At 66.4% G+C, this 26,565-nt stretch carries 24 protein-coding genes; 2 read left to right on the forward strand and 22 right to left on the reverse strand.

Annotation, left to right across the window (positions count from 1 at the left end):
- Positions 1-9: 9 nt before the first annotated feature.
- From M52SOB_RS09080 to M52SOB_RS09170, 19 genes are all read right to left on the reverse strand, one after another.
- A complete protein-coding gene (locus tag M52SOB_RS09080) occupies positions 10-696 on the reverse strand; it encodes a DUF2290 domain-containing protein (RefSeq protein WP_131111564.1) in 687 nt (228 codons plus the stop codon).
- A complete protein-coding gene (locus tag M52SOB_RS09085) occupies positions 693-2,870 on the reverse strand; it encodes a DEAD/DEAH box helicase (protein WP_131111565.1) in 2,178 nt (725 codons plus the stop codon). The genes M52SOB_RS09080 and M52SOB_RS09085 overlap by 4 nt, the downstream gene beginning before the upstream one ends.
- Positions 2,867-7,189, reverse strand: coding sequence for an Eco57I restriction-modification methylase domain-containing protein (locus tag M52SOB_RS09090; RefSeq protein WP_131111566.1), 4,323 nt, complete (start codon positions 7,187-7,189; stop codon positions 2,867-2,869). Before M52SOB_RS09090 ends, M52SOB_RS09085 begins: the two co-directional genes overlap by 4 nt.
- Entirely contained in the window at positions 7,186-9,207 is a 2,022-nt protein-coding gene (locus M52SOB_RS09095) for a DUF2075 domain-containing protein (protein ID WP_131111567.1), read from the reverse strand. Before M52SOB_RS09095 ends, M52SOB_RS09090 begins: the two co-directional genes overlap by 4 nt.
- Positions 9,204-12,329 (reverse strand): DISARM system SNF2-like helicase DrmD, encoded by a 3,126-nt coding sequence (drmD, locus tag M52SOB_RS09100; protein WP_131111568.1) that lies wholly within the window; start codon positions 12,327-12,329, stop codon positions 9,204-9,206. The genes M52SOB_RS09095 and drmD overlap by 4 nt, the downstream gene beginning before the upstream one ends.
- Complete coding sequence (locus tag M52SOB_RS09105; RefSeq protein ID WP_284155059.1) at positions 12,326-12,745, reverse strand: very short patch repair endonuclease; 420 nt, start codon at positions 12,743-12,745, stop codon at positions 12,326-12,328. Before M52SOB_RS09105 ends, drmD begins: the two co-directional genes overlap by 4 nt.
- Positions 12,726-13,841 carry a DNA cytosine methyltransferase gene (locus M52SOB_RS09110; RefSeq protein ID WP_131111569.1) on the reverse strand — a complete coding sequence of 372 codons (1,116 nt, stop codon included), beginning with the start codon at positions 13,839-13,841 and terminating at the stop codon, positions 12,726-12,728. Before M52SOB_RS09110 ends, M52SOB_RS09105 begins: the two co-directional genes overlap by 20 nt.
- Positions 13,842-13,899: 58 nt before the next feature.
- The gene (gene mads1, locus M52SOB_RS09115) at positions 13,900-14,100 is read right to left on the reverse strand and encodes a methylation-associated defense system helix-turn-helix domain-containing protein MAD1 (RefSeq protein ID WP_026330273.1); all 201 of its coding nucleotides are present in this window, start codon (positions 14,098-14,100) and stop codon (positions 13,900-13,902) included.
- A gap of 86 nt (positions 14,101-14,186) precedes the next feature.
- On the reverse strand, positions 14,187-14,666 hold the full coding sequence (locus M52SOB_RS09120; RefSeq protein WP_131111570.1) for a lysozyme: 480 nt from the start codon (positions 14,664-14,666) through the stop codon (positions 14,187-14,189).
- A gap of 27 nt (positions 14,667-14,693) precedes the next feature.
- Positions 14,694-15,179, reverse strand: coding sequence for a hypothetical protein (locus M52SOB_RS09125; protein ID WP_131111571.1), 486 nt, complete (start codon positions 15,177-15,179; stop codon positions 14,694-14,696).
- Positions 15,176-15,478: a DUF6127 family protein gene (locus tag M52SOB_RS09130; RefSeq protein ID WP_131111572.1), complete on the reverse strand. Its 303-nt coding sequence runs from the start codon at positions 15,476-15,478 to the stop codon at positions 15,176-15,178. The genes M52SOB_RS09125 and M52SOB_RS09130 overlap by 4 nt, the downstream gene beginning before the upstream one ends.
- A 147-nt stretch (positions 15,479-15,625) precedes the next feature.
- On the reverse strand, positions 15,626-15,976 hold the full coding sequence (locus tag M52SOB_RS09135) for a DUF2793 domain-containing protein (RefSeq protein ID WP_131111573.1): 351 nt from the start codon (positions 15,974-15,976) through the stop codon (positions 15,626-15,628).
- Between the two features lie 44 nt (positions 15,977-16,020).
- Complete coding sequence (locus M52SOB_RS09140) at positions 16,021-18,294, reverse strand: phage tail protein (protein ID WP_131111574.1); 2,274 nt, start codon at positions 18,292-18,294, stop codon at positions 16,021-16,023.
- On the reverse strand, positions 18,294-18,500 hold the full coding sequence (locus tag M52SOB_RS09145; protein WP_131111575.1) for a hypothetical protein: 207 nt from the start codon (positions 18,498-18,500) through the stop codon (positions 18,294-18,296). Before M52SOB_RS09145 ends, M52SOB_RS09140 begins: the two co-directional genes overlap by 1 nt.
- Positions 18,497-18,727: a hypothetical protein gene (locus M52SOB_RS09150; protein ID WP_131111576.1), complete on the reverse strand. Its 231-nt coding sequence runs from the start codon at positions 18,725-18,727 to the stop codon at positions 18,497-18,499. The genes M52SOB_RS09145 and M52SOB_RS09150 overlap by 4 nt, the downstream gene beginning before the upstream one ends.
- A 2-nt stretch (positions 18,728-18,729) precedes the next feature.
- Complete coding sequence (locus M52SOB_RS09155; RefSeq protein ID WP_131111577.1) at positions 18,730-19,485, reverse strand: DUF2163 domain-containing protein; 756 nt, start codon at positions 19,483-19,485, stop codon at positions 18,730-18,732.
- Positions 19,485-20,996 (reverse strand): hypothetical protein, encoded by a 1,512-nt coding sequence (locus tag M52SOB_RS09160; protein WP_131111578.1) that lies wholly within the window; start codon positions 20,994-20,996, stop codon positions 19,485-19,487. The genes M52SOB_RS09155 and M52SOB_RS09160 overlap by 1 nt, the downstream gene beginning before the upstream one ends.
- On the reverse strand, positions 20,993-22,072 hold the full coding sequence (locus M52SOB_RS09165; RefSeq protein WP_284155060.1) for a hypothetical protein: 1,080 nt from the start codon (positions 22,070-22,072) through the stop codon (positions 20,993-20,995). The genes M52SOB_RS09160 and M52SOB_RS09165 overlap by 4 nt, the downstream gene beginning before the upstream one ends.
- Positions 22,053-24,746, reverse strand: coding sequence for a phage tail protein (locus tag M52SOB_RS09170; protein WP_131111579.1), 2,694 nt, complete (start codon positions 24,744-24,746; stop codon positions 22,053-22,055). The genes M52SOB_RS09165 and M52SOB_RS09170 overlap by 20 nt, the downstream gene beginning before the upstream one ends.
- A gap of 88 nt (positions 24,747-24,834) precedes the next feature.
- On the opposite strand from M52SOB_RS09170, the gene M52SOB_RS09175 reads away from it, so the two are divergent.
- Together M52SOB_RS09175 and M52SOB_RS09180 are read left to right on the forward strand one after the other, a co-directional pair.
- The gene (locus M52SOB_RS09175; RefSeq protein ID WP_284155061.1) at positions 24,835-25,095 is read left to right on the forward strand and encodes a FitA-like ribbon-helix-helix domain-containing protein; all 261 of its coding nucleotides are present in this window, start codon (positions 24,835-24,837) and stop codon (positions 25,093-25,095) included.
- Positions 25,092-25,316 carry a type II toxin -antitoxin system TacA 1-like antitoxin gene (locus M52SOB_RS09180; protein WP_131111580.1) on the forward strand — a complete coding sequence of 75 codons (225 nt, stop codon included), beginning with the start codon at positions 25,092-25,094 and terminating at the stop codon, positions 25,314-25,316. Before M52SOB_RS09175 ends, M52SOB_RS09180 begins: the two co-directional genes overlap by 4 nt.
- Positions 25,317-25,319: 3 nt before the next feature.
- Here the strand turns inward: M52SOB_RS09180 and M52SOB_RS09185 are convergent, their stop codons facing one another.
- From M52SOB_RS09185 to M52SOB_RS09190, 3 genes are read right to left on the reverse strand one after another with little or no spacing between them, the layout of a single operon-like run.
- On the reverse strand, positions 25,320-25,961 hold the full coding sequence (locus M52SOB_RS09185) for a DUF6441 family protein (RefSeq protein ID WP_131111581.1): 642 nt from the start codon (positions 25,959-25,961) through the stop codon (positions 25,320-25,322).
- Positions 25,958-26,122, reverse strand: a complete 165-nt coding sequence (locus M52SOB_RS13950; RefSeq protein ID WP_172601803.1) for a hypothetical protein — start codon at positions 26,120-26,122, stop codon at positions 25,958-25,960. Before M52SOB_RS13950 ends, M52SOB_RS09185 begins: the two co-directional genes overlap by 4 nt.
- A 29-nt stretch (positions 26,123-26,151) precedes the next feature.
- Entirely contained in the window at positions 26,152-26,559 is a 408-nt protein-coding gene (locus M52SOB_RS09190; protein WP_131111582.1) for a DUF6631 family protein, read from the reverse strand.
- Positions 26,560-26,565: the final 6 nt, after the last annotated feature.

A 26,565-nucleotide genomic window follows, 5' to 3' on the forward strand; every position in this document is an offset into this window, starting at 1 on the left:
GATCTCTTGTCATAATGCACAAGCCTCATAGGGCACGACCATGTGCATCAGAGCGCTTTCGCTCTTCGTGAGGGTCGCGGCAAAGGTCACAGAGTGCACTGACAGGGTACTAACCAAGTCGTGCTTCTCCGTCTGGTAGAAGTTGCGAAGGATGAAATCGATGAACCAGCGCGGAGAGAGAGGGGCGGATACCGGGATCCGGCATCCCTTGACGTCCCCCAAAGTCAAGTGGCAGAGCGGGTGGACGAGGTCTTGGGCCGCTTCGACGTCGTAATCGAACCGAACTGGGAAAGGGACGATGCGTCGCGAGACGATTTCGATGAACAGCTCGTCACGCATGTATGCATCGGGGTCGTCTTGAAACGAACGAAGACTTGGAGACGGATAGAACGCCAAGCGATGTTTCACCAGCGAGTCCTTCTTGAACAGGTACAGCAGCTGAAGCAGTCCGCCGTCGATGAGCTTGACGCTGTATGAGCGCTTCTCACCGAGCTCGCGATGAAGGTCCTGGTAGTCGATTTCCCCAATCGCGATGGAGACGTGTTCCGCACCGTCGAAAGAGACCTCCCAGGTCTCGTCGGATAGCCGACGCAATACCGGGAAGTTCTGATCGTCGGCGACACCTCGCTCGATCAGGGACGAGAGTAACCGTGAAAGATCGTCCCTCGTGCGTTGAGCAGTCTGTGGTGCAGTCACTTACGCCCCCCCAGCAACCTCAAGAGCTCTGCTTTCTTTTCCGCGTCGAGCTTTTCCAGAGAACTTGCGACATCGTCGAGGTCGAGCTCGCCAGAGACGATTCCGTCGATGGCCTGTTCGAATCCCTTGATCTTCCGCTCCAGACGAGCTTTGTCCGCAGGTGAGAGGTCGCGGTGTACGACACGAAGTTTCGACAGGATCTCGTCGGTCGGGTACGTGAAGTCGAGCCTGAAGTCGTGGCGCTTCAACGAGACGAACTCGTCGAGCAACTTCTCCATGCCGCGACCATGGCCGACTACTCGAACCCATGCCTTGCTGCGGGTGATCGCGGTGAACAGCCGATTCCTCAGACTGGCGAGCCCCATGCCCGTGGTGTCGCAGTCCTGGGCGTTGATGATGTACACCATGCCGGCTTCGTTACCCTTGGCGCGGAAGATGCCGGTGAAAGTCACGGATGGCGTCTCCGTCTTGAAGAACACGTCCGCGTCGGTGTCCACACCCGCAAGATGATTCTGAATGCCCAGATCGAAGAGTGCTTTGCGAATGGGGCCCAATCGCTCGCGTGCCGAGATGGGATCGGGATGGATGACGATGATGTCGTCGTGCCTGAGCTCGTCCTCGGTGAGATTCCTGGAAATTTGCTCGACGAGCCAGGCGTTCTGCTCGGCCTCACTTTCGAACTTCTGGAAATGAACGAGATCGTCGCTTCCGGAGTGCTCCTCCAGGAATCGAGGACTCGTCTCGTCCGTTCGTTCGAGGACGACACGGGAGCCCTTGCGTAGTTCGCCTTCTCGAACCCTGTAACCGATCTCCTCCCACAGGGCCGGCTGATCGAACATCTGCACCAGCCCCGTCTCGGTATTCTTGGTGGGAGCGCGATAGATCCCGAACCCGAGCGAGTGTGCGGTGACCAGCACGGGACGAGAATTGCGATAGCACTTCTGCAAGATCACATCACGCCGCGAGTCGTTTCCGAGCGTGACGTGAGGCCTCCCGTGCTCATCCGCCCCGAAAATCTCTTCGGGCGGCGGAAGCGACGCTCCCGACAGGTTCTGGAGCTCATCGTAGGCGTAGACCAGCCGCTTCGGCTCGCGAAGCATGGAGTAGCAAAGGCGCAGGAAACTCGGTGCGAAGTCCTGTGCCTCATCGACCAGGATGACGTCGTAGAGGGGTTGCGGCAGTCGCGCTGCGCTCAATGCAGTACTGCAGGCGCCATCGAATGCCTTGTCGTTCCCGCCGAAGCGAAGACTGGCGGATCGAAAATCGTGGAAGTCTTGCCCTGACGCCCTGCAGAATTCGTAATAGATCCCGTCTCGCTCGTCGCCGCCTGGCGCCCCCCAAGCGTTGACCACTCGAATCCTGGACCAGTCGGGCTCCTCGCCGGACTGCTCGATGCAGAAGTTGGTGATCAACCGCTTGAATTGCCCTTTCAGCGATCGCGTGTGGAAGGTGACGGCGATTCGCCAATCCGGATGCTGGGTGTGCAGATAGGCGGCCTTGAGCGCCAGTACGATCGTCTTTCCCGAGCCGGCCAAGCCCCGGATGCGCTGAACGCCGTCGACGGTTTCGATGACCGCCCGGTTTTGGCGATGGTCGAGCGTCGCGATCGAGTCCTCGAGGCGCTTCAGCTTCGCTCCTCTGGAGTCGGGGCGAGCGACCTCCCGCTTCGAGCGGCTCTTTCGGATGGACGATAGGCTCTCGATGGCGGAGAGCGTCTGGCGATACAGCTCTTCGCTCGCCCCTTCCCACGACAGCCTGGCGATGACCTCTGCTAGGCCTTCGGCGCTGGCGATGGGATACCCTTCTCGAGCAATGCGCCCCACGTCCTCGATGGCTGGGGCGAAGGTGACGACGTGCAAGGCAGGAAGTAGGCGGCGCCCCTTGACGAGCTCTTTGTGCAGCTTGAGCTTGGCTTCGATCTTGTTCGCGAGGTCATCCTGCCGAGATGCGTATTCACCGACATCGCTGCCCTCGACGAGGTCGAAGAGGATGATGCCTTTCTCTCGAGTAACGAGTGTTGCGTCGAGAAAGTATTTTCCTTCCGGCGTCGCGATGAGTGGGTAACCGAAGAAGCAATCTCCCGTCAGTCTCTCGATGGACGATAGCGCCTTTTCCAGTTCCTCCGACGCTACGGGTTTTCCATTGGTACCTCGAGTGAAATGGAGCCGATTCATGAACGTTCTCCGAAATTGTCATTCGCTTGGACAACCCGATACCGTGCTCCGCGCCGTTCGCCCTGACGTTCGACTTGGCCGCCTTCGAGCAGTCCGGCGATCGCGGCGTTCCATTGGCCGTCCGTGATGCCGGTGGCGGCGAGGATGTCGGATTTTGGATGCCAACCGGGATGGGTCTTCAGGTATTCGAGGATGGTATGGGCGGGCCCAGCTCGGTAGCCGGCGCCCGGTTCGGCGGCCTCGAGGTGGCGACCTTCGTTGGCAAGGGGGATGTCGAATCCGAACGAGGCTTGCCGTTCGGGGGTGGTTTCGGTGCGTTGCGTAGGTGCCCTGCGGGTGGCAGTGCTCGTAGCTCTGCTGCCGTGCAGACCTCGGGCGACTTCCTCCTCGTACCGCTGACGATTCAACTCGGACAGCCGCCGCAGCACTTCCAGCCGTGCGCGCTCACTGATGGTGAAGCGGACGCGATCGTTCTCTGGCAGGTACGGCACTTCATGGAAGCCGTGTTCGAGGTCGAGGTCGTCCCAGCCGTAGGCGCGGGCGACGGCGAGGTCGATCTCACGATGCATCGCGCGCATGGAGTCGATCCGGGTACTACTGTCCAATGGATCATGGAAACGGTTGTAGAGTTGGGTGAGCCCAATCCACTCCTCTTGCATCAGAGACTCGCGATGGGCGTGATAGCGCTCGCCGAGACTTTCGATGTCGTTTTCTCCAAGATCAGGCATCGGCCACGTTTCCAATGCCTCTGTTGTTGAATACTTCAAAGTAGAAAGCCCCATCATTCCGCAAGTCCAGTACGCCCAAGCAGCATGTATAGATGACTGCAAACACACGAACTCGCGCCAATCATCAAAGAAATAAAGCTTAGTAGCCTTATTCATGATGATATTGGTTCGTACGCGCCTGAAAGAAAGATGCTTTGACGTAATGGCAGAGGCCAATATGGTCGTTCTTCGCTCCAATTCTGCAACCAACTGGGGGCGCAGATCCCAAAACTTCCAGAAGCAGTCCTGGTGAATCTGACCCGTCAGCGACTCGCGATAGGGTTTCACCAATTCTTCTACACGGCGGAATGCAGGTCCGTACTGGCGTGCCCGATCCTCTGGCCAATCGCGAAAGTAGATGGCCCATCGATAAGGCTCCAACCTCGGCATGGTGTTGAGGTCCTGGCCATTGAACAACGGGAAGATCACCTCGGCACATTTCGGATCCTCGGCGAGTATCGCATCGCGCTCTTCCGCCGTGAGCTCGAATCCACGCCCCATGATGTCCTGGCCTTGCGAGAACTTTCCTTTCAGAACCTTGAGCTTTTTCGGTCGCGGGATCTCGAAGTCACCTTCGAGCGCGCCATTGATGGTCAAGACTTCTCGCTCATTCAGGACCTTCCGTCCTCTCCATGCCGAACGTGTGACCCACACGATGGAGACGACCACCGCGGCATTACCTGGCCATGGCATCCGCGATAGCGCCCGATAGATGGTGCCGCCCACGCCGATGATCTGATCCAAGCAGACCACGCGAGAACCGGTCTCGGCGATGGACTTCGTCGCCAAAAGTCCGAAACAGCCTTTCGAACCCAACAGCGCGAACGCCCTCAAGTAGAAGTAGACGCAAAGATCGGGCGACCCAACGACACCATTGCGGACGAACTTCAAATACTCCTGGTAGGCCAGTCCAAAGCGACGCCCGATTAGCCGACCTCCACCGAACGGTGGATTCCCCACCATGGCATCGAATCCACCCCTTCCATCGGCAAACACCTCCGGAAACTCCAGCGGCCAATGGAACGGGCGACGTGGCGGCTTGCCCGCCGGGCGATCGGTCGCGAGTGCGGCGCCGGCTCGCCGATGCATCGCGGCCAGCGTCTCTTGGTCACCCTCGATGGCTCGCCCGGCCTGGACGGCAAGCGAGGCCAGGGCGCTCTCCAACGCCGCGCCGGTGCCACCCGCGGTGAACACCTCCCCGATGAACGCATCGGCGATGAGCCCGGGCACTTCGAGCCTCTGGCGTGCGTCGGCATCCAGATGCGCCATGACCTCCACGTCGTGGATATCGCGGATGGGCGTTTCGCGCAGCCGTTGCCGCAACTCGATGGCCTTGCGCACGGCGGTTTCGATGGTCTGACCGAACAGTCGCATCTGCCCCTGGCTCGAAGGGTTCATCGCAAGCTGGGTCAGTTGATCCAGTCGATGGATGCCGAGCAGGCTATCGCCGCACCTGAGGTTGTGGTCGAGGAAGCCGAAGGGCCGCCCCTTGGCGAGCGTCACCAACCATAGAGAAAGCTTGGCCAGCTCCACCGCCAGCGGGTTCAGATCCACGCCGTAGAGGCAGCGCTCGGCCACCAGCCGACGGGCGACGATGGTGCGCTCTTCATCGTTGCGCGGCAGCGGCTCGACTTCCGAGCCGGACTCCGCCACCCGCCCATCGATGCCCACCGTGTGGCCCTGGACCTCGGCCCGCGCCCAAGCCTCCACCAGGCGGTCGGCGAGCCAGCGGCAGGCCTGCACGAGGAAGGCGCCCGAACCCATTGCCGGGTCGCAGACTTTGAGATCCAGGAGTTCCGCGGGGGACTTGAGTACCCATTCGCTGCGCGGCTTGCCATCCGCCGGGCCGACGTAGGCGACGGGCGTGAGCGTCTCGGCGACGATGGCCTCGGTGAGGGACTTCGGCGTGTAGTGCGTACCGGTCTCGCGCCGGTCCGAACCAGTGGTGACCACATAGGCCCCGGCCGGATAGACCAACGGATAGCCCCAAGGATCCATCCTCAGCAAGTGAGCGTAAGGGCGGATCCGTTCGGCGAGGGCGGAATCGCCGTGGCATGCGGTGAGCACTTTACCCGTGAGCGCCTCGTCTACCGGGCGGGCGAGGTCGTTGCGCACACGGCTCTCCGAGCTGCCCGACCGCTCGCGCAGCAGTGCGACCAGGCGCTCGGTGCCGTCGAGCCGGGCGGATTCGAGCTCGGCCAACGTGACCCAGGGCGACTTGGCGCTCTTGGTGGCGTCGAGCTCCAGCGTGACATCGTGGGTGCGTTTGACGGTGCGCTCGAGCAGACCCTCGTAAACGTAGCCGATCTGCTCCACGTCCAGTGCGCGGTAGGAGAGCGTGCGGCCCTCGAACGTCTGAATGGCCTCGAGCAGCAGCAGCACGGTGCGGTTGTCGATGGGCAGCGGCTTCGCGGCATCGGTGCGCCAATGTGACCCCTTGGCTCGGCCCTCGAGGAAGGGGAAACGATCCGGATCGAACAGGGACCCACCGAGTGCGGGCAACCGCAGGTTCTCGTGCTCGATGCCGCCATAGACGGCACGGAACACGGCGAGCAGGCGCGACCAAGCGTCCCAGCGGCGTTCGAGGATCTCCTCCGGCTCGGCACGCAGCTGCATGCGCAGGGTGGAGACGGCGTAGTGGGCCTCGTAGCGCGGATCACCCAGGAGCAGCAGGCCGCGTTCCTCCGCGCAGAGAAGGAACACGAGCCGCATCATCACCGTCAGCGCCGCCTCATAGAGTTCGGCCTCCTTCACGTCGCGCAGCAGTGTGCGATCGCGGTCCTGATCGGCCTTGTCGAGCGCCTGGACCAACACCTCGACCGCGCGCCGCACCTGCTCGCCCAGGGCGTCGGTGACCTCGTCCTGGTACTTCAGCGAGCGATCGAGGAGTGCGGGAAGCCGTTCCGACTCGTCCACGAAGAAGCGCCGTAACCCCAGCAAGTGGACGAAGGCCTGGAGGGTGACGGGCTCCTGAGCCCAGAGGCGCGCGTACCAACTGGCGAAGGTGGTGACCGCGCCCACCGGGGCATCCACCAGCATCCAGCGCTCGCCGTTGGTCACGAGCCCCAGGCGGCAGCCGGTGGCGCGGCAGAGCGCCACCATGCGCTCCGCGGGCGTACTGGCCCAGCCGTCGAGCCGTTGGGTGGCTTCGAGATCGACCTCCGGTCCATGGGTCTGGATCAGCAGCAGCGGCTTGCCATCGTCGCCCACGACGGCGAAGTCCGGCGACAGGCGCACGCCGTGTTCGGGGAGATCGACGACCAGGTTCGCGGCACACCAGTCACGGCGCTTCAGCACGTCGCCCCGGCCGTCCTCGTCCAGCTCCAACCCACGTGCGAGGACCTCGTCGATCCAGGCGGCGTGCAGGTCGTCGAAGCGTGGATCGCCCGTCTCCAGCGCCTCCTGCCACTCGTCGTAGGCCTGCCGTAGCCGTTTGCGCTTGGCGACGTCGAGCGCCTCCAGCCCTTGCGGGAAGGCTTCCTTCAGGACCGGGACGGCGAGGAATGGCCCGGAGATCTCGATGAGCGAGAGCCAGTCGTGGTGCATGGTCATGCGGCACCTCCGGCGGACTCGGGAAGATCCGGAACCCCTGCCGCCAGAAGGAGCCGATGGACTCGATCGAATCTGGCAGGGTCGAGCGTGTCGTCCCCCTTTTTTCCTGGTGGTACCCAGATCACCATACCCGCTCGAGCCCGTGTGAGGAGTACCCGGTAGCGGTTGCGTATGTATGCCTTCTCGACGTCATCTCGGACCCGTTGCCAGGAGCTACCGCGAAATTTCCGGTAATCCCATGCACCCTCTTCTGAGAGAGTGAAGTCACCACCCCAACACAAACCAACCCAATCGAGCTCGAGCCCTTGGCATTCGAATTCGGATGCAGCCACCTCGAGTGCGTGGCTGGATCGACAGTCATCGGAAGGCATCAAGAACCATTTCTCGAAAGAGAAGCCGAGCATGAACGCGCTGGATCTCTCGAGGCCATAGGCGCGAAGCCGTTGATCTTCGGAGGTTGCAAGAAGACCGGGCCGCTGATCTCCTCCGGGGAGGCAATGATCGTGCAACCACTTGCGCGCTTCGTCCAGGCTGCGCGTGACGTAGAGAGGAAACTCTCGTGTGTCAGGAATCGAGACCCTGGCGCCTTCAAGATCTAACCTCAATACGGCGTTCACCCACTCGGTGAAGGTCTGAGCGCGATGGCTACGAACACCGACGCTCAGGTGCGCAAGTGGCTCTTCTCGAACCCTCACCCGATCTGGGATACCACCATCGAACAAGCGATGCCCAGAGACGCTCTCCCCGCCCGAGATGACCTCGGGGGAGGCAACGACTGTCCAATGAGGACGCTCGGCCACGGCTCGTCCCCACTCCTCCAAGCCACCTTCTCCGAGGAATATCTCTTGCCCCCCTCCGACGAGAGCGATGACCACCGCCCAGTCGTGGAGGCGGTCCATGACGTCAAGAAGTTCGGCAGCTTCGGAAGTCGAAACTCCTTGCTTTCGGAGCATTTGGTGCTCGTTCCAAGCCCGCTGAGCTTCGTCGAACACGACGACGTGTTCGTGCGGTCGTGCACTTGGGTTCTCACGGTGGTATCGAAGGAACTGGTGAACGTTCTGTATGAACGTCGAAACTTCGTGCGCGCAATCCTGCCTTCTACGACCGGCTCGCTGCCTGTTCAGTACGAGTGCCTCGCGAACGATCTTTACCAGCGGGCCGTTGCCCGAGAGAAAGATGCCGGACCGTTCTCTACTATCACGGAGTGATGGGTCATGAACAACGTTCAGCCCGGTCAAAGTCTTGCCTGCACCCGGTATGCCAGTGATGAAACAAACATAACGCGTACGGCTGGCACGAGCATCACCAATCACCCGGGCCAGCATATCCGTCGTAGCGTTCAGGTTAGTTGCATAGCTGTGGCTTATTTCTCGGACCTCATGGCCGGCATACAAGCGTTCCGCGGCTTCGATGATCGAAAGCGTTGGCCGGTACGCCGAGTGAATCCAACGATCCGCGTCTATTAGGGAAGGCGCTGATTGGCTCGCGAACCGCTGGGCCGTGATCAGCACATCCGGCAGGTTTTCCTCATTTGCAAATTGAACATCCGCAATGCTTTGGCGTATTTCCGGAGGTCCGTTTACAGTGTTGGGCGCCTTCGTGACACAGAGAACGGGGACGATCGGGTGACCTCGGCTTTCCGCATGAAAGTCGCGCAAATTCAAACAGTACTCTTCGGCCTGCCAACGAGAAGCGTGGTCATAAACATTCGCTCCGACCTTGAACTCGATCACGTGGATCACACCGTCGGCCAATAGAACCGCATCTGGACGCTTCTGCCGTCTTGGCAGCTCGTATTCGAGAATCAAACTCCACGAGGAGCTCTTTGGATTAAGATCGATTAGCCGTCTCGCGGCCAGCCGCAGTATCTCGATCTGCCGCTTCCAGCTGTCGATCTGCGTGGTCCGGGTTGCCTGCACCCCAGTGGATGCCACTGCGGCCGTGAGAGCCCCCAACACTGACGCTTCGTCGACGCACAGGAATCCGTCCAATGTGTAGCTGACGCCTCGGCTCATCATCCAACCTCGCCGGGAACGATGAACACCACGGCAACCGGGAAGGTGCGATCGATGAGCTTGGCGTAGCGGGATTCGATGCCTTGGACCTCCATCTCACGCTCCTCCGGGATGCGAGCGAGCCGGGCCTGCAGCGCGGCGATGTCACGCCGCAGCTGCATGCGTTCGTCCTCGGTGAAGAGCGATAGCTGTTCGGGTTGCTCACTTTTCTCCAGTTCAGACCGAATCGCTTGCTCCAGATCGTCGAGCACGGTGCGGATGTCTTCGATCTCCTTACGTTTGCGGCTCTCCAGTGTGTTGGTCAGATAGCGCAGACGCTCCTTGGAGCGGGCTTCGACGGCTCCAAGGATGGCTTCCTGGTGTCGTTCGAAACGGACGCGAAGTGCATCGAAGAGGTCGGGCGGCGCGGTGAATGGTTTGCCGTCGTCCAGCCACCGTTGGACGTGGGTGATCCTTTCTTCGCGACGGAAGGACTGATCCCGCAGGTAGCCACCGGAGACGGTCAGCTCCTCGTGCAACCGGTGATGGTTGCAGCCGGTGATCACGAGCCGCGAGACGATCACCACTGCCGGACCGTCGAGCAGCGCATCGGGCACGCTGCGGACGCTGACGCGGTGTAGCTTCTTCACGTCGTCGCGGGCCCAGATCTCGGCACGCAACAGGCGCAGGCACATCTGCACCAGGCGATGGTTCAGGTGGACGAGCACGACGTCGTCGCGCCCGCGGGCGACGGCGTGGTCGAAGGTGATGGGGCGGATCTTCTGCGTGTGGGGATGGCGCAGTCCTTCCAGGCAGCGCGCCCAGGATCCAGAGAGCGCAGGCATGCGGAAGACGGTGCCGGGCGGAGCCCCTGGTAGTTCGACGGGCACCAGAGGGGGGCGACCGGCCAGGGCGAGGCCGGTCTTCACCGCCATCAGGATGTGCTGGGGATCGAGGTGGAAGTCCTGCTGGGTGGCCAGCAGCCGTTCGTGCAGCTTGGCGACGCGTTCCTTCAACTCGCGTTCGGCTCGGACGAAGTTCCGGGCCCGGGCGATCCGTGCCTCGGCCATGCGGGTGTCCAGGTCCTTCAGCGAGCCTTCGATGAGGCCGGACATCTGCGGCGCGATGACCGGATTGACGCTGCCCATGTCGGCGCGCATCGAGTCCAGCTTGCGCAGGGCGCGCAGGATGTCCTCGGCATGGCCGCCGACCGAGGTGCCCTGAGAGTCACCCCCATCGACCGGGTGCCAGATCAGCACCTCCCTCTCGCGCTGGCCATGGCGGTCGATGCGCCCGTTGCGCTGCTCCATCACGTTGGGGTTGTAGGGGATCTCCAGGTGGATGAGCATGTTGCAGTGGTTCTGCAAGTCGATGCCCTCGGAGGCCGCGTCAGTGGCGAGCAGGATGCGGACGGGGGAGTCCTTGGGGGAGGCCTGGAACGCTGCCTTGATGGGTTCGCGCTCCTCCTGGGAGAGACCGCCGTGCAGCAGCGCGAGGCGCTCGCCGCCGAAGCCGTGGCTGGCGAGGATCCGATGCATCCACTCGTGCGTCGTGCGGTACTCGGTGAACAGGATCACCCGGCGGTCGTTCCATTCGCCGTTCGGCCCTTTGAGGTGCTTTTCGAGCCAGTCGAGGATGGCGCGGGCCTTGGAATCGACCTGGTTCCTGGCGCGCTGGGCCCACGATCTCAGTTCGTCGAGCATCGCTCGCTGCTCCGCCGTCAGCGGCGGCGTGCGGCGCGTGGCCTCCTCGATGGCCTCGGCCTGGGCATTCTCGACCTCCCGATCGTCGGCGTAGTCCTCCTCGACCCTCAGGATGGCCTTGTGCAGGATGCGCTCGGCCATGGCGTCCCGCTTCTCGGGCCGCGCCTCGGAGAGGGAGTTGGCGTGCTTCTCGAGGGTGGCGGCGAACGCGGCCGGAGACGAGAGCAAGCGTTTCTTGAGCAGCCGGTTGACGAAGGTCGTGCCGAAGCCGTTGCCGGCCCGTTCGGCGTGCTTCTCGCGGCTGGCACAGTAGTCGCTCAGCTTGCGGTGGATCTCACGCTCTTCCGGTGTGTAGTGGATCGGCAGCGCCTGCAGGTTGCGCCGCGCGTAGAGGGGGTTGCCCTGCGCATCGACGAGATCACTCTTGAGGCGACGGATCATCACCTGGCTCAGGCGCTTCTCGTCGGGGAGGATGTTGCGTGCGAAACGCTGGTCGTCCAGCAACTCCAGAAGCGAGGTGAACGACTCGGTGTACCCGTTGTGGGGTGTGGCGGTCAGGAACAGGCGGTGCTGGAAGTGCGGGGCGATGGTCCGGATGAAGCGCGTGCGCTGGCTCTCCAGCGCGTAGTGCGCGCCCGCGGCGGGCGCGACGTTGTGCGCCTCGTCCACGACCAGCAGATCGAACTTGCGCGGATGGCCGACATGGGGCGGGAGCACGTCGCGCATGGCACGCAGCCCCTCGCCGCCCTTGGCCCAATCCATCGACGTGATGAGACGCGGATGCGACGTCCACGGGTTGGCGTGGATGCCGCGCTCGCGCCGCAACCGTTTGATGTACTCGGTGTCCACCACCCGGAAGTCGAGGCCGAACTTCTCCAGCATCTCGACGCGCCACTTCTCCTGCAGCGAGGCGGGGCAGACGATGAGGACGGTGCGGGCGCGGTGCCGCAACAGGAGCTCCTGGATGACCAGCCCGGCCTCGATGGTCTTGCCGAGACCGACGTCGTCGGCGATGAGCAGGTTGACGCGGGCCATGTCGATGGCTCGCACCAATGGATCGAGCTGGAAGTCCTCGATGCTGACGCCGCTGCGGAACGGTGCCTGGAGGAACCCGCGGTCGGCGTTGGTGGCTGCGCCCCAGCGCACGGCGTCGAGGAAGGCGTCGAGCGTGGTCGCGTCGTCCTGTCCGGTGATGGATGGCAGGCCCGCCCGCTCGATGACTTTGGCTCCTGGCTCGATCTCCCAGACGACCTCCAGTTCCTCGCCGAGGCCATCCTCGTCGATCGACGAGAGTGTCACGCAGTTCTGTGGTGCCCCCTCCAAATTCGACGAAACGACGTCGGCGACGACCCACTGCCGCCGGCGCACCCCGACCAGCTGGCCGGGCTCTGGGGTCGTCGAATGGACGAAGCGAGCGTGAGTGGATCGTTGCGTGACGCTCATGAGGCCCTTCCCTTCCGTTCCATCACCCGGTCGTAGATGAGACGGGCGGCCTCGACCGGATCTTCGTGAGACCAGACGCGAATCACTTCCCAACCGAGTTCTCGCAAGCACCGGGTGGTATCGGCATCACGGGTGCGATTGGCTTCGATCTTCGCTCGCCAGAATCCGGCGTTCTCCTTTGGCCAGGTGGCATGGAGTGGACACCCGTGCCAGAAACACCCATCGACGAAAACCGCCACGCGCGCACCGATGAACACGATGTCGGCGACCCGTCGCGGCTTTCTGGACAGTGGCACTTGCAAGCGGTAGCGAAGGCCCAGGGCATGCAGGGCCCGCCGCAGTTCGATCTCGACGTCCGTTCCTCGCTGGCGCACGCGCGCCATGCGGCGGCTGGCTTCAGGCGACGAGGGGCTCACGCTTGGCATTTCGCTCCCTCTCGGCGACGGACCGGGCGGTCTCGTCGACCATCTTCGTCTCGGGCACGACGGCGAGATGCCGCAGGATGCTCCGGCCGATGATCCTTCCCAAAGTGACCGGCACCGCGTTGCCGATCATGCGTCCCAAGCTTTTGAAGTGGATCGGACTACCCGCCGGGACGAAGGAATAGTCTTCCGGGAAACCTTGCAGGATCGCTCCCTCACGCAGCGATATCGCCCGATCCTGCTCGGGGTGTCCGAAGCGACCGTTGCCGAAACCGTAGAACTGGGTGGTGAGGGTCGGGGCGGGTTCGTCCCAAACCATGCGGCCATAGACACCCGGATATGTCCGGCCGCTATCACGGCGGTGGCATTCCGCGATCAAACGTTTGGGCCAATCCCTCCAAGTCCCGCCGGGACGGGATGCGCGGATGCGTTGGAGGTTGAGCTTGGAAAGCTTGGACGCCGTGTGTAGCGGATCGGAAGGCAGAGTGCTGCCCGCCGGTATCGGCGGAAGCTTTCCGATCGCGTCGCGCACGGTTTGGGGTCGCTCGTGGGTGCGCTCTATCAACTCGATCGGCCCGATGCGCGAGGCGAGCAGCACCATCCTGCGTCGGCGTTGTGGCAAACCGTAGTCGGAGCAATCGACGACACCGTGCCAGAGTCCCAGATAGCCGCACTTCCTCAGGGTGGTGACGAAGTCGTGATACACCGCGTGTTTCTCCACCGTCGGCACGTTCTCCATGGTGACGAGATCGGGGCGAACGGCTTCGACCAGATGTGCGAACTCGTACAGCAGTGCCCATCGTGGACTTCCCACCGTGTCGTAGCGTTGGGCATAGGTCGAGAAGGGCTGACAAGGGGCGCATCCGGCGAGGATACGGACGTCCGCGTCACCGAAGAGATCCTTCAGAAACGCTGGTTTCGTCCTCGAAACGTCTCCCTCGATGAACCGCGCGCCATTGTTCGTTTCGAACGGGTAGCGGCAAGCCGGATCGACGTCGATGCCGGCCACGACCGGCACGCCTTCCGAGATCAAGCCGTGCGTGAGCCCTCCCGCCCCACAGAACAAATCGATGCAGGCCAACTTGGTCATTCTTCCTCTCCTCGCGAAGTCGGTCCTGGCGAACTGGGCACGCCGATCCCCAGGGCAGTCAATGGCCTGCCGCCGAATCGGATTCCTCCGACGCCTTGCCGGAGCGCACCCACTCGTCGACCTCGTCGGCCTTGAACTTCCAAAACCTCCCCACCTTGTGGGCCGGCATGTCCTTTTTCGCGATCCACGCGTAGACGGTGTCCCTGCTCACGCCGAGGTATTCGGCTATTTCCTCGACGGATAACCAACGATCGGCCATGGCGCTTTCCATCGCATGGATTCCAGGACGCATATTGTCACAGGATTTGGGCCGGGTAAATGCGATTCATGCCGGTTCAGGCCGGTTCATGCCGATTCGTTGGTCGTCGATCGGTCGACCAACAGCTCGATTTCGGCTTCTCGGCGCATCACGAGTCCCGGCAGCACCTTGCCGCCACCGTAGACCCAGCGGCGTAGCTCCGTTGCGGCGGCAGCCCAATCCCGCTGGTTCACCCGCCGTCGCAGCGTCGACATCTGCAGCCGCCCCGCCCCCAGGTTGAAGGTGAAGTCGACAATGGCGGCGAGCCGCCCCTCCGGCTCGGTCGCCAGCACCGGGCAGTAGCTCAACGTCGCAGCCAGCGCGATCCTGAGGTCTTCCGCCAGGTAGCGCTCCGCCTCGGCCTCCGTGATCGGCGGATGCTTCGGATCGCAGAGATGGCCGTAACCAATCGTCCAGTATCCCGCCGGACAGACGTAAGGATGCGCGCGCCCGGGGTCGTGCTTGGGCACGCGGTGGAAGCCCTCGAAGCGCTTGGCCAGCTCGATGGCTTGTGGAGGAATACGCATCTCTGGCTCTGAACTTGTAAGCAACACTTACCAGTTCGTGGGTCGCACCCGTTCGAACACCCGGCCCAAGAACCAGAAATTCAGCACGCCGGCCCATAGCGCTTGGTCCGCCTCGGTCCAGGCGGCCTGGATGGCCGGAATCCAATCCGCACCGGCCTCGACGGCGCCCACGAACGCCGCGGTCTTGGCGGCGCAGTACAGGGCCATGAACCAGTAGGTGATCACCGGCCTCACGCTGCTGGAGAGCGCATCGGCCCACTTCACGCCAGATGGCCGGCCCTGCGCCGCCACCGCCTCGCGCAGGGTCTCGAGGGCGCCCACGTTCCATGCGGCATCGGCCCCGGCACCGATCTCGGCCATGCGCTGGGCGCCGCGCAGCTTCTCGAACTCCAGCGCCTTGTCCTGCATCGCCAGTTCGTGGCCACGCTCGCCTTTACGGTCGAGCCACTTGAGAATTTCAGGGGCGAGACGGAAGGCCCCGCCGAGAAGGCCACCGAGCAAGGTCTCGATCATTGGCCACCTCCCATCAGCTTGAGCTTGATGGCAGCGCCGACCAACAGCGCGGCCAGGATGCCGGTGGTGATGACCTTGACGGCGGTTCGCCACGCCGTGCGGCGGGCATCGCGCCACGCTTCGAGCAGGTCGCGCAGCTCGCGGATGTCCTTGGCGGCGCTGCCGTTCTCCAGCCCGAGATGGGCAAGGCAACGCTCGGCTCCGCGTTCGGCGGCACGGTCGAGCAGTTCGTCGAAGTCCTCGCGGCGCAGAAGCAGCATGTTCTCGACGAGCGCGGGCGGTTGTGCGGGTTCGGTCATGGCAGGTCTCCCAAAAATGCGACCAATCCGCTAGGAGCGGATTGGCGCGTTAGCCCCGAAGGGGTGAGTTCCAGGGATGGAACGAACAAACCCGCCTGATGCTCGTCGCACCAAGGCGGGTCCAGGGGTGACGGATCGGTGTGAGGGTCAGATGGCGATGCCAGCGCTCCAGCCGGTGGGCTTGAAGACCGTGAGCTTGGCCTCGTCCTCGATGTAGCAAAGCCAGCCCACCTGCGGGGCGTAGTACTCCCAGGCGCCGTCGATCCGCACGGCGATCTGGTCGGCCTTGCCGGCCCAGTCGCCGGTGGCTCCTGGCGGGATGATGTAGCGGTCGCCATCGGCCGGACTGGCGGGTGGCGCGGTCAGGCCGCGGTCTTTGACGGACAGGCCGACGATGGCGCCCAGGCGCTTCAAGTTTGCGTCCATCTCGGTGTGCCAGCCGGATTCGCCCAGCGTCCAGCCGTAGGCAAGGCCCAGGTTCGGGTCGGTGAATGCCATGACAGATCTCCTTGCGGTGCGTTCAAACGGGATTTCCGACGGGTTCACACCCCGCCCCAGTGCTGCCCCCAGCGCAGGCCGTAGCCGGTGCGGTCGGTGGTGCGCACCTGCGCCTGCCAGCTCGTGAGCCCGTCGCGCTCGGCCTCGATCTCGATGGTGACGGTATCGCCGGCGTTGCCCGCATCTGCCGCAGCGCTGGCCACGTCCCAGGTCCAGGTGTTGCCGGTAATGCCCGTTTCGCTGCGCACGAGGGTGCCGTTGCGGTCGCGGATGCGCACGGTGTAGGTGGTGCCGGGCTCGGGGCCGATGTCGCCCTCGTCCTGGCGCACGAGGTAGGCGGTCTGCTGGATGCGGTCGCGGTGCGCCCAGGTGAGGGTCAGGTCGCCGGCGACCACGGCGGGCTCGCGCTGGCCGTTGAGCCGGATGCGCCCGGGTGGGTACGGCCGCGCCTGGCGGCCGGTCAGCACCAGCGGCTGGCCGTTGGCGGCCAGCACGGCATCGCCCTGGTCGGTGGAAGTGCGCGGGATGGCGGCGACGAACACCGACTCGCCCGGGGCGCGTTCGGTGGTCTCGGCGGCCAGCCATTCGCCCACGCCGATGAGCCGCGTGCCTGGCGCATGTGATTGCGGCGTGGTGTCGAGCACGCCGCGGGCGAGATTGACCGTGCCGGCGGTGGCATCGAAGGCGAGGATGGCCACCGCCTCGCGGATCTGGCCTGCGGCATCGACCAGATAGGCGTAGTCGCCGATGCTCAGGCGCTCGGGCTGGGACAGCGCCGTCACCGGCACGGCCAGCGCATCGGCCTCGCTCGCCGACAGTGCCGCATCAAGCGTGAGCAGCGGCGCGTAGTCCTCGCCCGTCACGGGCGCGAGATCGCCGCTGGAGGCGCCGGTGGCCAGTTGCCAGTTGAGCTGCCCTTGGCCACCGGCGGCCGCCAGCGCGCCGACGTAGGTGTCGGTGTCGGTGACCTGGGCCAGATCGGCCCGGCTCAGGTTGCGCGCCAGTTCCCAGTACGGCACTTCCACCGCCAGCACCAGGGCTGGCGGCAGCGCCTCCAGCGGCGGCTCCTCGACGTGCGGCGGCGGCGGCGAGAGCACGGTATCGCTCATTCCGAACACGTCTTCCACCGCCTCGATGCGCCACTCGGCCGCGCCCAGGGTGCCGGTGTCGATGCCGGTGACGCGCACGACCATGCGCTCGATGCCCAGGCGTGGCCAGTGCAGCAGGAACACATCGCCCGGCAAGGGCGGGCGGTCCAGCGCAGTGGGGGCAATGGTGAACGTCATGCGCGCCAGCGGCGAGCCCAGGGCGCGCAGGTCGCGCAGCGCCAGTTGCGACGCCAGCGGACCAAAGCTCACGCCCGGGTAGTCGCGGCGCTGGTTGATCACGCCGCCTTGCAGCTGGATGGCGGCCAGGTTCTGCGCCGAGACGGTGGCTTCCTTGCCGGTGGCCCAGTCGGTATAGACCACGGTGATCTCGTTGGGCAGCTCGCCCCACTGCGCGCGCTCGAAGCGCTCCAGCCGCACGATCTCATCCGGCCCCAACTGCGGCAGGCTGTCGATCCAATAGTCGTCGCGCAGCAGTTTCAGCTCGAACGTGCCTTGCTCCGGGTCGGTGTAGAGGATGCCGCCGATGTGGTCGAGCACCTGGGCGATGAAGCTCTCGATGGGCTGCTGGCGCGTCCAGATGAGGTTCAGACCGAAGCCTTCGCTCGACAGGGCCCACGCCGCGTTCCAGAAACTCCAGCCGATGCTGCTCTGCGGATAGCCCATGCCCCAGTGCGGGTCGGTCAGGCACTGCACCAGGATGTGGGCTGGATTCATGCCGATGGTCTGCCAGCGGTGCGCCGTCTCATCCCAGGCGCGGATTTCGGCATCAAGCGCGCCCCAGACCTCCCCATGCCAGCCCGCCGTGAAGCGCCGCACGCGCACGGCCCACGGTTTGATGTAGGGGTTGTTGGCCGCGAACAGGATCTTGCGCGCCACGATCGACAGCACCCCGCGGAACGCCGGGATGGATGCCCCCAGGCGGCTCATCAGGTAGTCGTTGCGGCCCTGGGTGGCCGCGCCGTCCAGCACGTCGAGATCGCCCACCACCCCGCCTTCGCGCTCGTCGCCGCCGAACAGCATGGGCGCGTGGATGTGGAGGCGCCCCAGCCCATGCCCGCGCGGCAGGACCGCGCGGCTGGCATCGCCCCAGGCGGTGCGCTCGCCGACCTGGATTTCCTGCACGGCGTCCACCGGCCCCTGGCACAGCACCAGATGCAGGCCCATGCGGTAGCGGTAGCCGACCGTCTGCTTCTTGCTTTTGCCACCCATCAGCGCGGCTCCTGCTGGCGCTGGCGGGCGATTTCGACCACGCGCAGCGCCATCGCATCCCCGGTGGCCAGCATCGTCTCGGCGGCGATGCCCTCACGCAGGAAGGCGCGGAAGTCCAGACCCTGCCGAGCAAACCACGCGCGCGCGCCGTGCACGCACATCCCCGCGGCGCGCACGTGATCGATGGTGACGGTCGGCTCGCTCACTTCTTGCCTCCGCTCTTCTTCTTGATCGGCTCGGCGGAAAGATCGCCGTACCAGACGACGTTGGCCCCGCGGATCAGCACCGCGCCGAACACGACGGGAATGGGCCGGCCCTCCTCGGCCGTGGGCGCATCGAAATCCTCCAGCGCCGCCGGCTTCGGCGCGGGCGGCTTGGGCTGGAGCGCGATCGAGATCAGCGCGGTGACGACGATGGCGACGATGTACCACATGCTCAAAACACTCCGGTCGCAAACGGGTTCTTCGACGGGATGAAGGGGAAGCCGCCGAAGTTGTCGAGGTTGGAAAAGCGCGCCGCGCACGTGGCGGTGGTGTGATCGCAGCCGGCGGCCAGCGTGACACCCTCCCCGGGCGCCAGCGGCACCGGATACAGCAGCTCCACGCCTGCGGCGGATTCGCGCACGATCATGTGGCGCGCGCCGGCGGCGGTTTCCAGCCAGCCGCCGGCGAGCGTGCCGGCCACCGCGGCGGGCACGCCGCCCGCGAGATCGACGTTGCGCCCCGTGCTGCTGCTCACGCTGGCGCTGGCCGTGATCGGCGTCGCCCCGCACGCCGCCGAATACAGCACGTGGGAACACGCGCGGCTGTAGAGCCGCCGCAGGCCGATGCGCTTGAGGCTCACCTGGGCGGACTCGCAGCGGATGCGGGCGGCGTCACCGGCCACCTCCACCCCGAGCACCCGGCCCATCCAGCGCGTGCCCGTGATCCCGCCATCGACGGTGGCCACGCGCAGCGTCACCGCCGTGGACTCGCCGGTGATCGCGCTCGCCAGCAGATGCCGCACCAGAGCGCACTCCGGCGGCACGGTCAGGTCCAGCGCGGACTTGGCGGCCTCGGCCCCCAGCGCAAGCTCGGTGCGTCCGATCGGCAGGCTCGCATACCGATCCCCGTCCAGCACGACCTCGGGCTCGTGCGGGGTGAGGCGGAACGTGGCGCTGCTGCCCGCGAAGGTGTACAGCTCGATCTCCATCAATATTCCTCCCGGGGCGGCGCCTCCTGCCCGCGCGGCTCGGGCAGCTGACGCGCGGTGATGGGCATCTCGACCAGCGTGGGCGTGTGCCAGTACAGCTCGACGGCGTCGTGGTCGAGGCGGCAGCGCGCAAGCCGCACCACGCGGCTGCCGGCGGGCACCGGCACGTCCAGCCCCGAGCGCAGCACCAGCACGCCGCCCGCGTCGCGATGGGCCGTGGCGGTGAGCACGTGCTGGCGCTGGCCGTCCGGGTGCAGGATCAGGCAAGCGGCCGGGCGGTGCCAGAAGGCCGAAACCTCCTCGCCCGTCACCCGCAGGAAGCCGTCTTCGGCATCGGCCTCCGCAGTGACCCGCAGCACCGGCGCCAGGCCATCGGGCAGCCAGAAGGCTTCAAGGCGGCCCTGCGTGCGCCACAGCCGCGCGCGCCAGCGCTCGATCTCCTCTGCGCCGGCCGCCAGATAGCGCCGCTGGAACGTCGTCGTCGGCCACGGGTCATCGCGGCGCGCCCACGGCTCGGCGGGCGAGAGGTCTTGCCGGGTGAGCGCGCCCTGCGCCGTGACGGAAGGGTCGTCGCGCCAGTTGCCGTCGGGCCAGACCGGCAGGCCGTCGAGCATGGGATCGCCCGGCAGGTCCATGTCCGGCATCGCCGGCAGCGTGAGGCTGGCTGTCACGCTGCCGCCCGCCACGCCGGGCACCCACTGCGCCAGATCGGCCGCCTCCAGCGCCCGGCCCCACACCAGCGGCATGACTGCCGCGCCTGCCGGCACCGCGCGCGTCAGCGGCACGTCCAGCCAGAGCAGGTCCGGCTCCACTTCGGAGATTGCCACCACCTGCCAGCCATCGGCGGCGATCACCAGCGCCTGCGGCATGGCGGTGTCCACGCGCGCAAGGCCGAAGTCCGTCAGGCGCAGCTCTGCCGTCGGCGGCTCCCACCAGGTCGCGTCGAACGCCGTCACGGCCAGCGCCTCATCCCCCGCCTGCGCCGGCTGCACGAGCGCGCACGCCCGCTGCGGCAGCGGCCACAGCGCCAGTTGCCCCAGATGGTCGGCCAGCCAGTCGGCCACCAGCGCATCGCTCGCGCGCCCGTGGCCCACGTGGTAGGTCAGCGTGCGGCGCGGCACCAGGCGCAGCGCCTGCCGCGCCTCGTTGCCGCTGGCCAGCCGCGCGACGGCCGTCTGCCACTGCAAGCGTTCGATCAGCGGCTCGGCCCAGTCGTGGCGGAAGGCGAACACGCCGCGCTGAGCATCCGGCCACGGTGCATCGCCGAAGGCGTCCATGCCGGTGGCGACGATGGCGGCCGCGGCGGTGTCGCGGCGCAGCACCTCGACCACCAGCGCGGCCAGGGCGTTGCCGCTCTCCGGCGCGGCGAGCGCCTCGGCATGCAGAGCGCTCGCCGCCGTACCCGGCATCGGGGCCGCCATCGTCTCGGCGCGCAGCGCGGCCAGCGCCGCGCCCGGCGACGGCACGGTCGCGGTCTCGGTCAGCCCGGTGGCGATGCGCCGCTGCGTCATCCCGCTTCCACCCCGAACTCGGCCGCATTCAAGGCGGCTTCACTCCACGCCGAACCGGCATTCGGATCGGCTTCGAACAGCGCCGTGTGCCAGGCCAGCTGCTCTTGCAGGACGAGGTCCGCACTCACGGCGGTCTGCGACCCGCTGACCGCCAGACCCCGCACCTGGCCCGGCCCCGCATCGGTCTTGCGCGCGAGCAAGGTCACCTGCACGCCGTGGATGGCGGGCGTGGCCATCGCCGGCAGCGGCGCGATGTCGAAGCTCTGGCGCAGGCCGGCCGCATCCGCGCGGATGCCGCTGGCCTCATCGCCGTCGCTCACCGCAGCCCAAGCGCTGGATGCGCCTTCGACCGTCCACTGGTTGAGCGCACCGTCGGCCTGGGGTTGGAGCGCATCGACCCGCACATCGCCCAGGAAGGTGGTGTTGAGCGTGCCGCTGGTGTCGGCGAGGTACAGATCGTCCACATCGACCGTCACCGGGCACGGCTCACCCGGCACCGCGCCCACGAAGGCCGTCAGCAGTTGTCCGCCGCCTTGCAGCGTGTCCTGCCCGCTGAGCTGGATGGCAAGCATCCCGTTGACGCGCACATCGAGCGTGCCGCTGCCGGTTCCCTGCACGACTTTCAGCTCGATGTAATGCCAGCCGCGCGCAGGGGCGGTCGTGACCGAGGTCGAGAGCAGCTGGTCGTAGCCGGATTGCCAACGGTAGAGCTTGAGCCGCCCGTCCTCGCCGATCTTGACCAGATGCGCAACACCGGCCGTCGTATCGCGCACGCCGAGCAGCACCGGCTCCCCACCGGTGTTCTCGAACGGCGCCACCCGCAGGGCCGCGCCGACGATCAGGCTGGGCGTGCCGGCATCGAGGTTCTTCACATACCCGCCGCCGGAGCCTTCCGGCAGGCGCAAGGCATAGGACGACGGCCGCCGGCCGGGGATGCGCGTGGCCTGCGGCGAGAGATACGCCGCCTTGCCGCGTGCCAGCCACGGCTGGCCGAAGTCGTCCAGCTGCTGCGGGTCGTAATGGTCGAAACCGTCGATGAAGAGCAGGGCCATGGGGTCATCCTTGCAAGGCGGCACGGACCGCGCGGGCGTTGCGGCCGATGATGTTGAGGATCACCCGCTCGCCGGCGGGCGTTTGCAGATGGTCGTGGGTTATGCCCGGGTCGATGGCGTTGACGATGCGCACGGCCTGCTGCACCGGCGGCGGCGCGGGCGGCGCGCTCACCGGCGGCACCAGCCCGCCGGCGGCGAAGGCCAGGCGCTGCCCGTCCCACACGGGCGGGGTGCGCAGGCCATTGATCGCATCCAGGAACGCCACGCCCACGCGCTGCACGGCCGCCGCGCGCACCACGTACTCGCCGGCGGACAGCCGCGCGGGGATGGAATCGGAGGTGCCGGTCCCCGGGCCGGTGACGTAGCCGCCGGTGGCGAACTTCTTGATGTTGCCCAGCAGCGCCATGACGGCCGCGACCATCGCCACCATCGCGGCAATCGCCAGCCCCGGGCCCACGACGGGGATCGCGGCCTGCGAGGCGGCCGCCCCGGCGCCGGCTTCGGCGGCATTGGCGCTGACCTTGGCCGCCGCCTCGGCCTGCTTGGTCGCCACCGACTGCGCGGCCGCGGCGGTCTCGGCGGCCTGTTCCTGCTGGAGCAAGCCCAGCTTGACGGCGAGCATGCGCGCCTGCATCGCCACCCACTGCTGGAAGGGCTTGAGCACCATCTCTTGCAGGAAGGCGTCCGCGATGCTGCGGAAGATGTTGGAAAGCGCCTCGCGCAGGGATTGCGCGCCGCTGACGATCCCCTGCACCGCCTGCCCGAAGGCCTCGCCGATGCGGTTCCACACCGGGGCGAGTTCATCGGTGACCAGCCGCGTGCGCGCAAGCTCGTTGCGCCATGCCGCCACGCGCAGCACAGCCTCCGGGCCGATGGCCTGCGCGGCCTGCTCCAGCGCGGGCAAGAGCCGCTGCATCTCGGCCGCCGAGTCGCGCTGCAAGGCCACGATCTGCTGCCGCGCCTGGGCTTCGGTGAGCAGTCCGGCCTGCTGCTGGATCTGGATGCCCTCCTGCGCGTTGCGCAGCCGCTCGGTGACCTGCCGCCACTGCGCTTCGAGCGCCTCGAGATTGGCCTGCGCGGCCTTGACGTCGATCAGCCGGTCGATGATCGAAACGCCATCGGCATCGCTCTCGGCCAGCAGGCGCGCGCGCAGGTCACGATAACTGCGCTCGATCGCGGCCCTGCGGTCCTGCGCCGTGTCGGTGCCGGTGAGCCTGGCCAGTTCCTCGCGCGCGGCGGCCAGCGCATCGGCCAGTTCGCGCTCGGCCTTGGCCGCGGCGCGGGCGTTGCTCTGCTCGACGTCGGCGCGCTTGTTGTTGAGCGCGATCAGCTCGGCCTCGAGCCTGGCGACCTCGGCCTTGCCGCGCAGGCGCTCCTCCTCGCTTTTGCCGCCGGCTGCCACCTGCCGGCTGCGTGCCAGCGCCTGCTGCGTGCGGGCGATCTCGGCGTCGAGCTCCTGCTGCTCCAGCGCGGTTTTGCGGGCGTAGTAGTCGCGCAGGGAAACGAGCCGGTCTTCGAGCGCGGCGTCGAGCGCGGTTTGTTGGCGGCGCAAGCCGTCTTTGAGCAGGGTGAACTCGGCGTCGAGCCGGGCCTGCATCCACGCAGCCTGAGCGCTCGCGGTGTCGCGGGTCTTGCCCGGCGTCGTGAGCCGCTGCAACAGCGCCGGGTCGGCCTGCACCTTGGGCGCCTGCACCTCGATGGGCTTGGGGTCGAAGAGGCTGTCCCGGAACTCGGCCAGTTCGTCCAGCCGCCGCACGAGGCTGCCCTTGAGTTCGGCGATGATGGCCTTGGCCCCGGCGGTGTTGCCGCGCAGCGCTTCGACCGCCGCCGCGACACCGGCGCCAATGGCTTCGCCCAGCGCGACGAAGGCCTTGCCGACCGTGGCCGCGCCCAGCGCCAGGGTCTTGAGCACCAGCACGATGCCGTCCAGGATCGCGCGCAAGGCGCCGCCCTGCTTGGCCGACTCGACCATGCCGCCCGCCATCGCGTTCATCGCCGGCAGGAAGGCCTCGATCACCCGGTTGGCGATGCTGGTGGTGGCGAGCTTGACCTTGGCCAAGGCGTCGTTGAACGCCTCGGCCTGCGCAGCCGTTTGCCCGCCGATCTGCACGCCCAGCGCTTGCATCTCGCCGGTCAGGGCCGCGATGCCTTCGCGCCCCTGGTTCAGGAAGGGGATGAGCTCGGCGCCGCTCTTGCCGAACAGCTGCACCGCCAGCGCCGACTTCTGCGCCCCGTCGGGCATGGCCTGGAAGCGATCGGCCAGATCGAGCAGCACCGCGTCGGTCGCGCGAAGCCGGCCGTCCTGGTCCTGGAACGCCACGCCGAGTGCCGCAAAGCGCCGGGCGGACTCCTCCGAGCCCGTGGCCGCCTCGAGCATCGCGGTGGCGAGCTTCTTGAGCCCGGTCTCGAAGGTCTGCGCCGAGACACCGGAGAGTTCCGCCGCCGGCACCAGGGTGGAGAGCGCCTCCACCGTGATGCCCACGCGCTGCGAGAGCTTGTTGAGGGCATCGGCCGACTCCAGCGCCGACTTGACCATGGCCCCGAGGCCCGCGGCCGACAGGGCTACCCCGAGCCCGGCGAGCACGCCGTTGACGCTGCGGGCGGCATCGGCCAGCCCTCCCAGGCCCCGCTTGACCGAGTCGAAGGCACCGCGCGTCTCGTCGACGGCGCGGATGAGGATTTGGGCGCGGGCGGTCATGGTGCTGAACCGGTGGCTGGATCAAGTCCGCGGGCCGAGAAGCCCCGGGCGTTCGCTGTCATGGCGACTGGCGTAGGGATGTGGTGCAATGCTTCTCATGCCTGTGCTGAGGATTGACGATCTGTCTGATGCCGTGCTCGACGCCCTGCGCCAGCGCGCGGTGCGGCACGGGCGCAGCCTCGACGCCGAGGTGCGCGCGATCCTGGAAGCGGCTGTCCGGAACGGAAGCCCTTCTAACCTGGGCTCGCTCTTGGCCAACGTCGCCCGCGAAGTGCAGCTCACCGATGAGGATGTGGCGCTGCTCCGTCAGCGGGATCGATCCCTTCCGCGCGAGGTCGATTTGGAATGAAGATCACCCGCCCCCGCAACCAGAACCAGCATCCCGACCGATCGGAAGAAGCGCCGATGGCATCGCGGGCGAATCATCTTCCTGATCAGCCCGATGACATGCGGCCATCGGCACGCGATCAGCTGTGTATCGCGCACGCCCTGTCATCACCGCCTGCGCCCAACGCAGCGCTGCGACGCGCCTTCGAGCGCCATCGCACGTTGACGCAAACGGGATCCTGACCCTCAAACCCTTCCCAACTCCTGCTCGATCGCCCGCGCCAGTGCCGGCAAGGCGCCTTGCACGCCTGCCGCGAGATCGAACCGGCGCTTGAGATCCACCCGCCGCACCAGCACGGCGATCGGAATCTCCTGGCCGCGCTGCAGGCGCTTGACGCCGGATCGCTGCCGCTCGGCGCGCTTGAAGCGGTTGAGCTGCGCGGCGTTTTCCTGGAGGTTTTCGGCCATCAGCAGCACGCGGCCGTCCTTCTCGACGAAGAAGGCGTTGCCCGAGCGCATCAGGCCGTCGATGACCTGACGGAAGCGCTTGGGGCCGATCCGTCCCGGCAGCAGCGGGATCAGCATGTGGCCCGCCACTGTGCCACCGTGCGTGTGGATGCCCAGCCACGGGATGCGGCTGCCCACCCACAGCGCGGGCAGGCGCTCGGGCTTGCGGTCGAACACCTTGGTCTGCATCGACGAGACGAAGCTCGCGCGCCGCACCTGGAAGGCGCTGCGCATCTGGGCGCGGGCGGCCTCGCGCACCTCGCGGCCGCCTACCGCCATCCCCTTGGCCACCGCCGCGTGGATCGCCCGTCGCCGCTGCGCGCTCCAGGCCGAGAGCTTCCTTGGATCGAGCAGTCCGGAGGTGGTCAGCGTCAGTTTCATGGCCGCACGTCCTCCCACAACTCACGCTGCAGCCGCTCGATCGCAGCCCGGTCGCCCTGCGCCGCCACGGCGTGGACAGCGAGCCGCAGGGCGAGGTGCTGCCGCTCGATCCGTGCATCGGCCTCCAGCAAGGCCCGCGCCTGCGGCAGCGTGTAGCGCATCACGTCATCGAGCCGGTGCCCGGCGCGGATCAGGCGGGCAACCGCCTGGTCCCAGCCTGCATCTGCTCCAGGATCGGCGCCAGATGCTGCGCCGCGCCCTGGATCGCCGGCACCACCCGCCCCACGAAAAAATCCGCGTTCACCTCGAACACGGCTGCCGCGAGCGTCACGGCATCCTCCAGCGACAGATCGTTCACCCACGCCCGCTCGCGCCGGGTGGTGATGGCCAGCAGCTCCAGCACGGCCTCGCCATGCCGCGCCAGGAGGTCGAACCAGTCCGGCTCGGCCGAGAGATCGGCGGCGAGGGGCCGCACCGCCGCGAGGAGGCGCGGCAACTCGCCCAGCCGGATCGGCGTCAGTTCCAGCGCGGTGCCGGCCACCGTCACCACCCTGGGCGCGGGCGGGAAAGTCTGGAAGTCGGCCTTGCCATCGGTCATCGCCGT

The sequence above is a fragment of the Sulfuricystis thermophila genome, assembly GCF_004323595.1.
GTDB lineage: Bacteria > Pseudomonadota > Gammaproteobacteria > Burkholderiales > Rhodocyclaceae > Sulfuricystis > Sulfuricystis thermophila.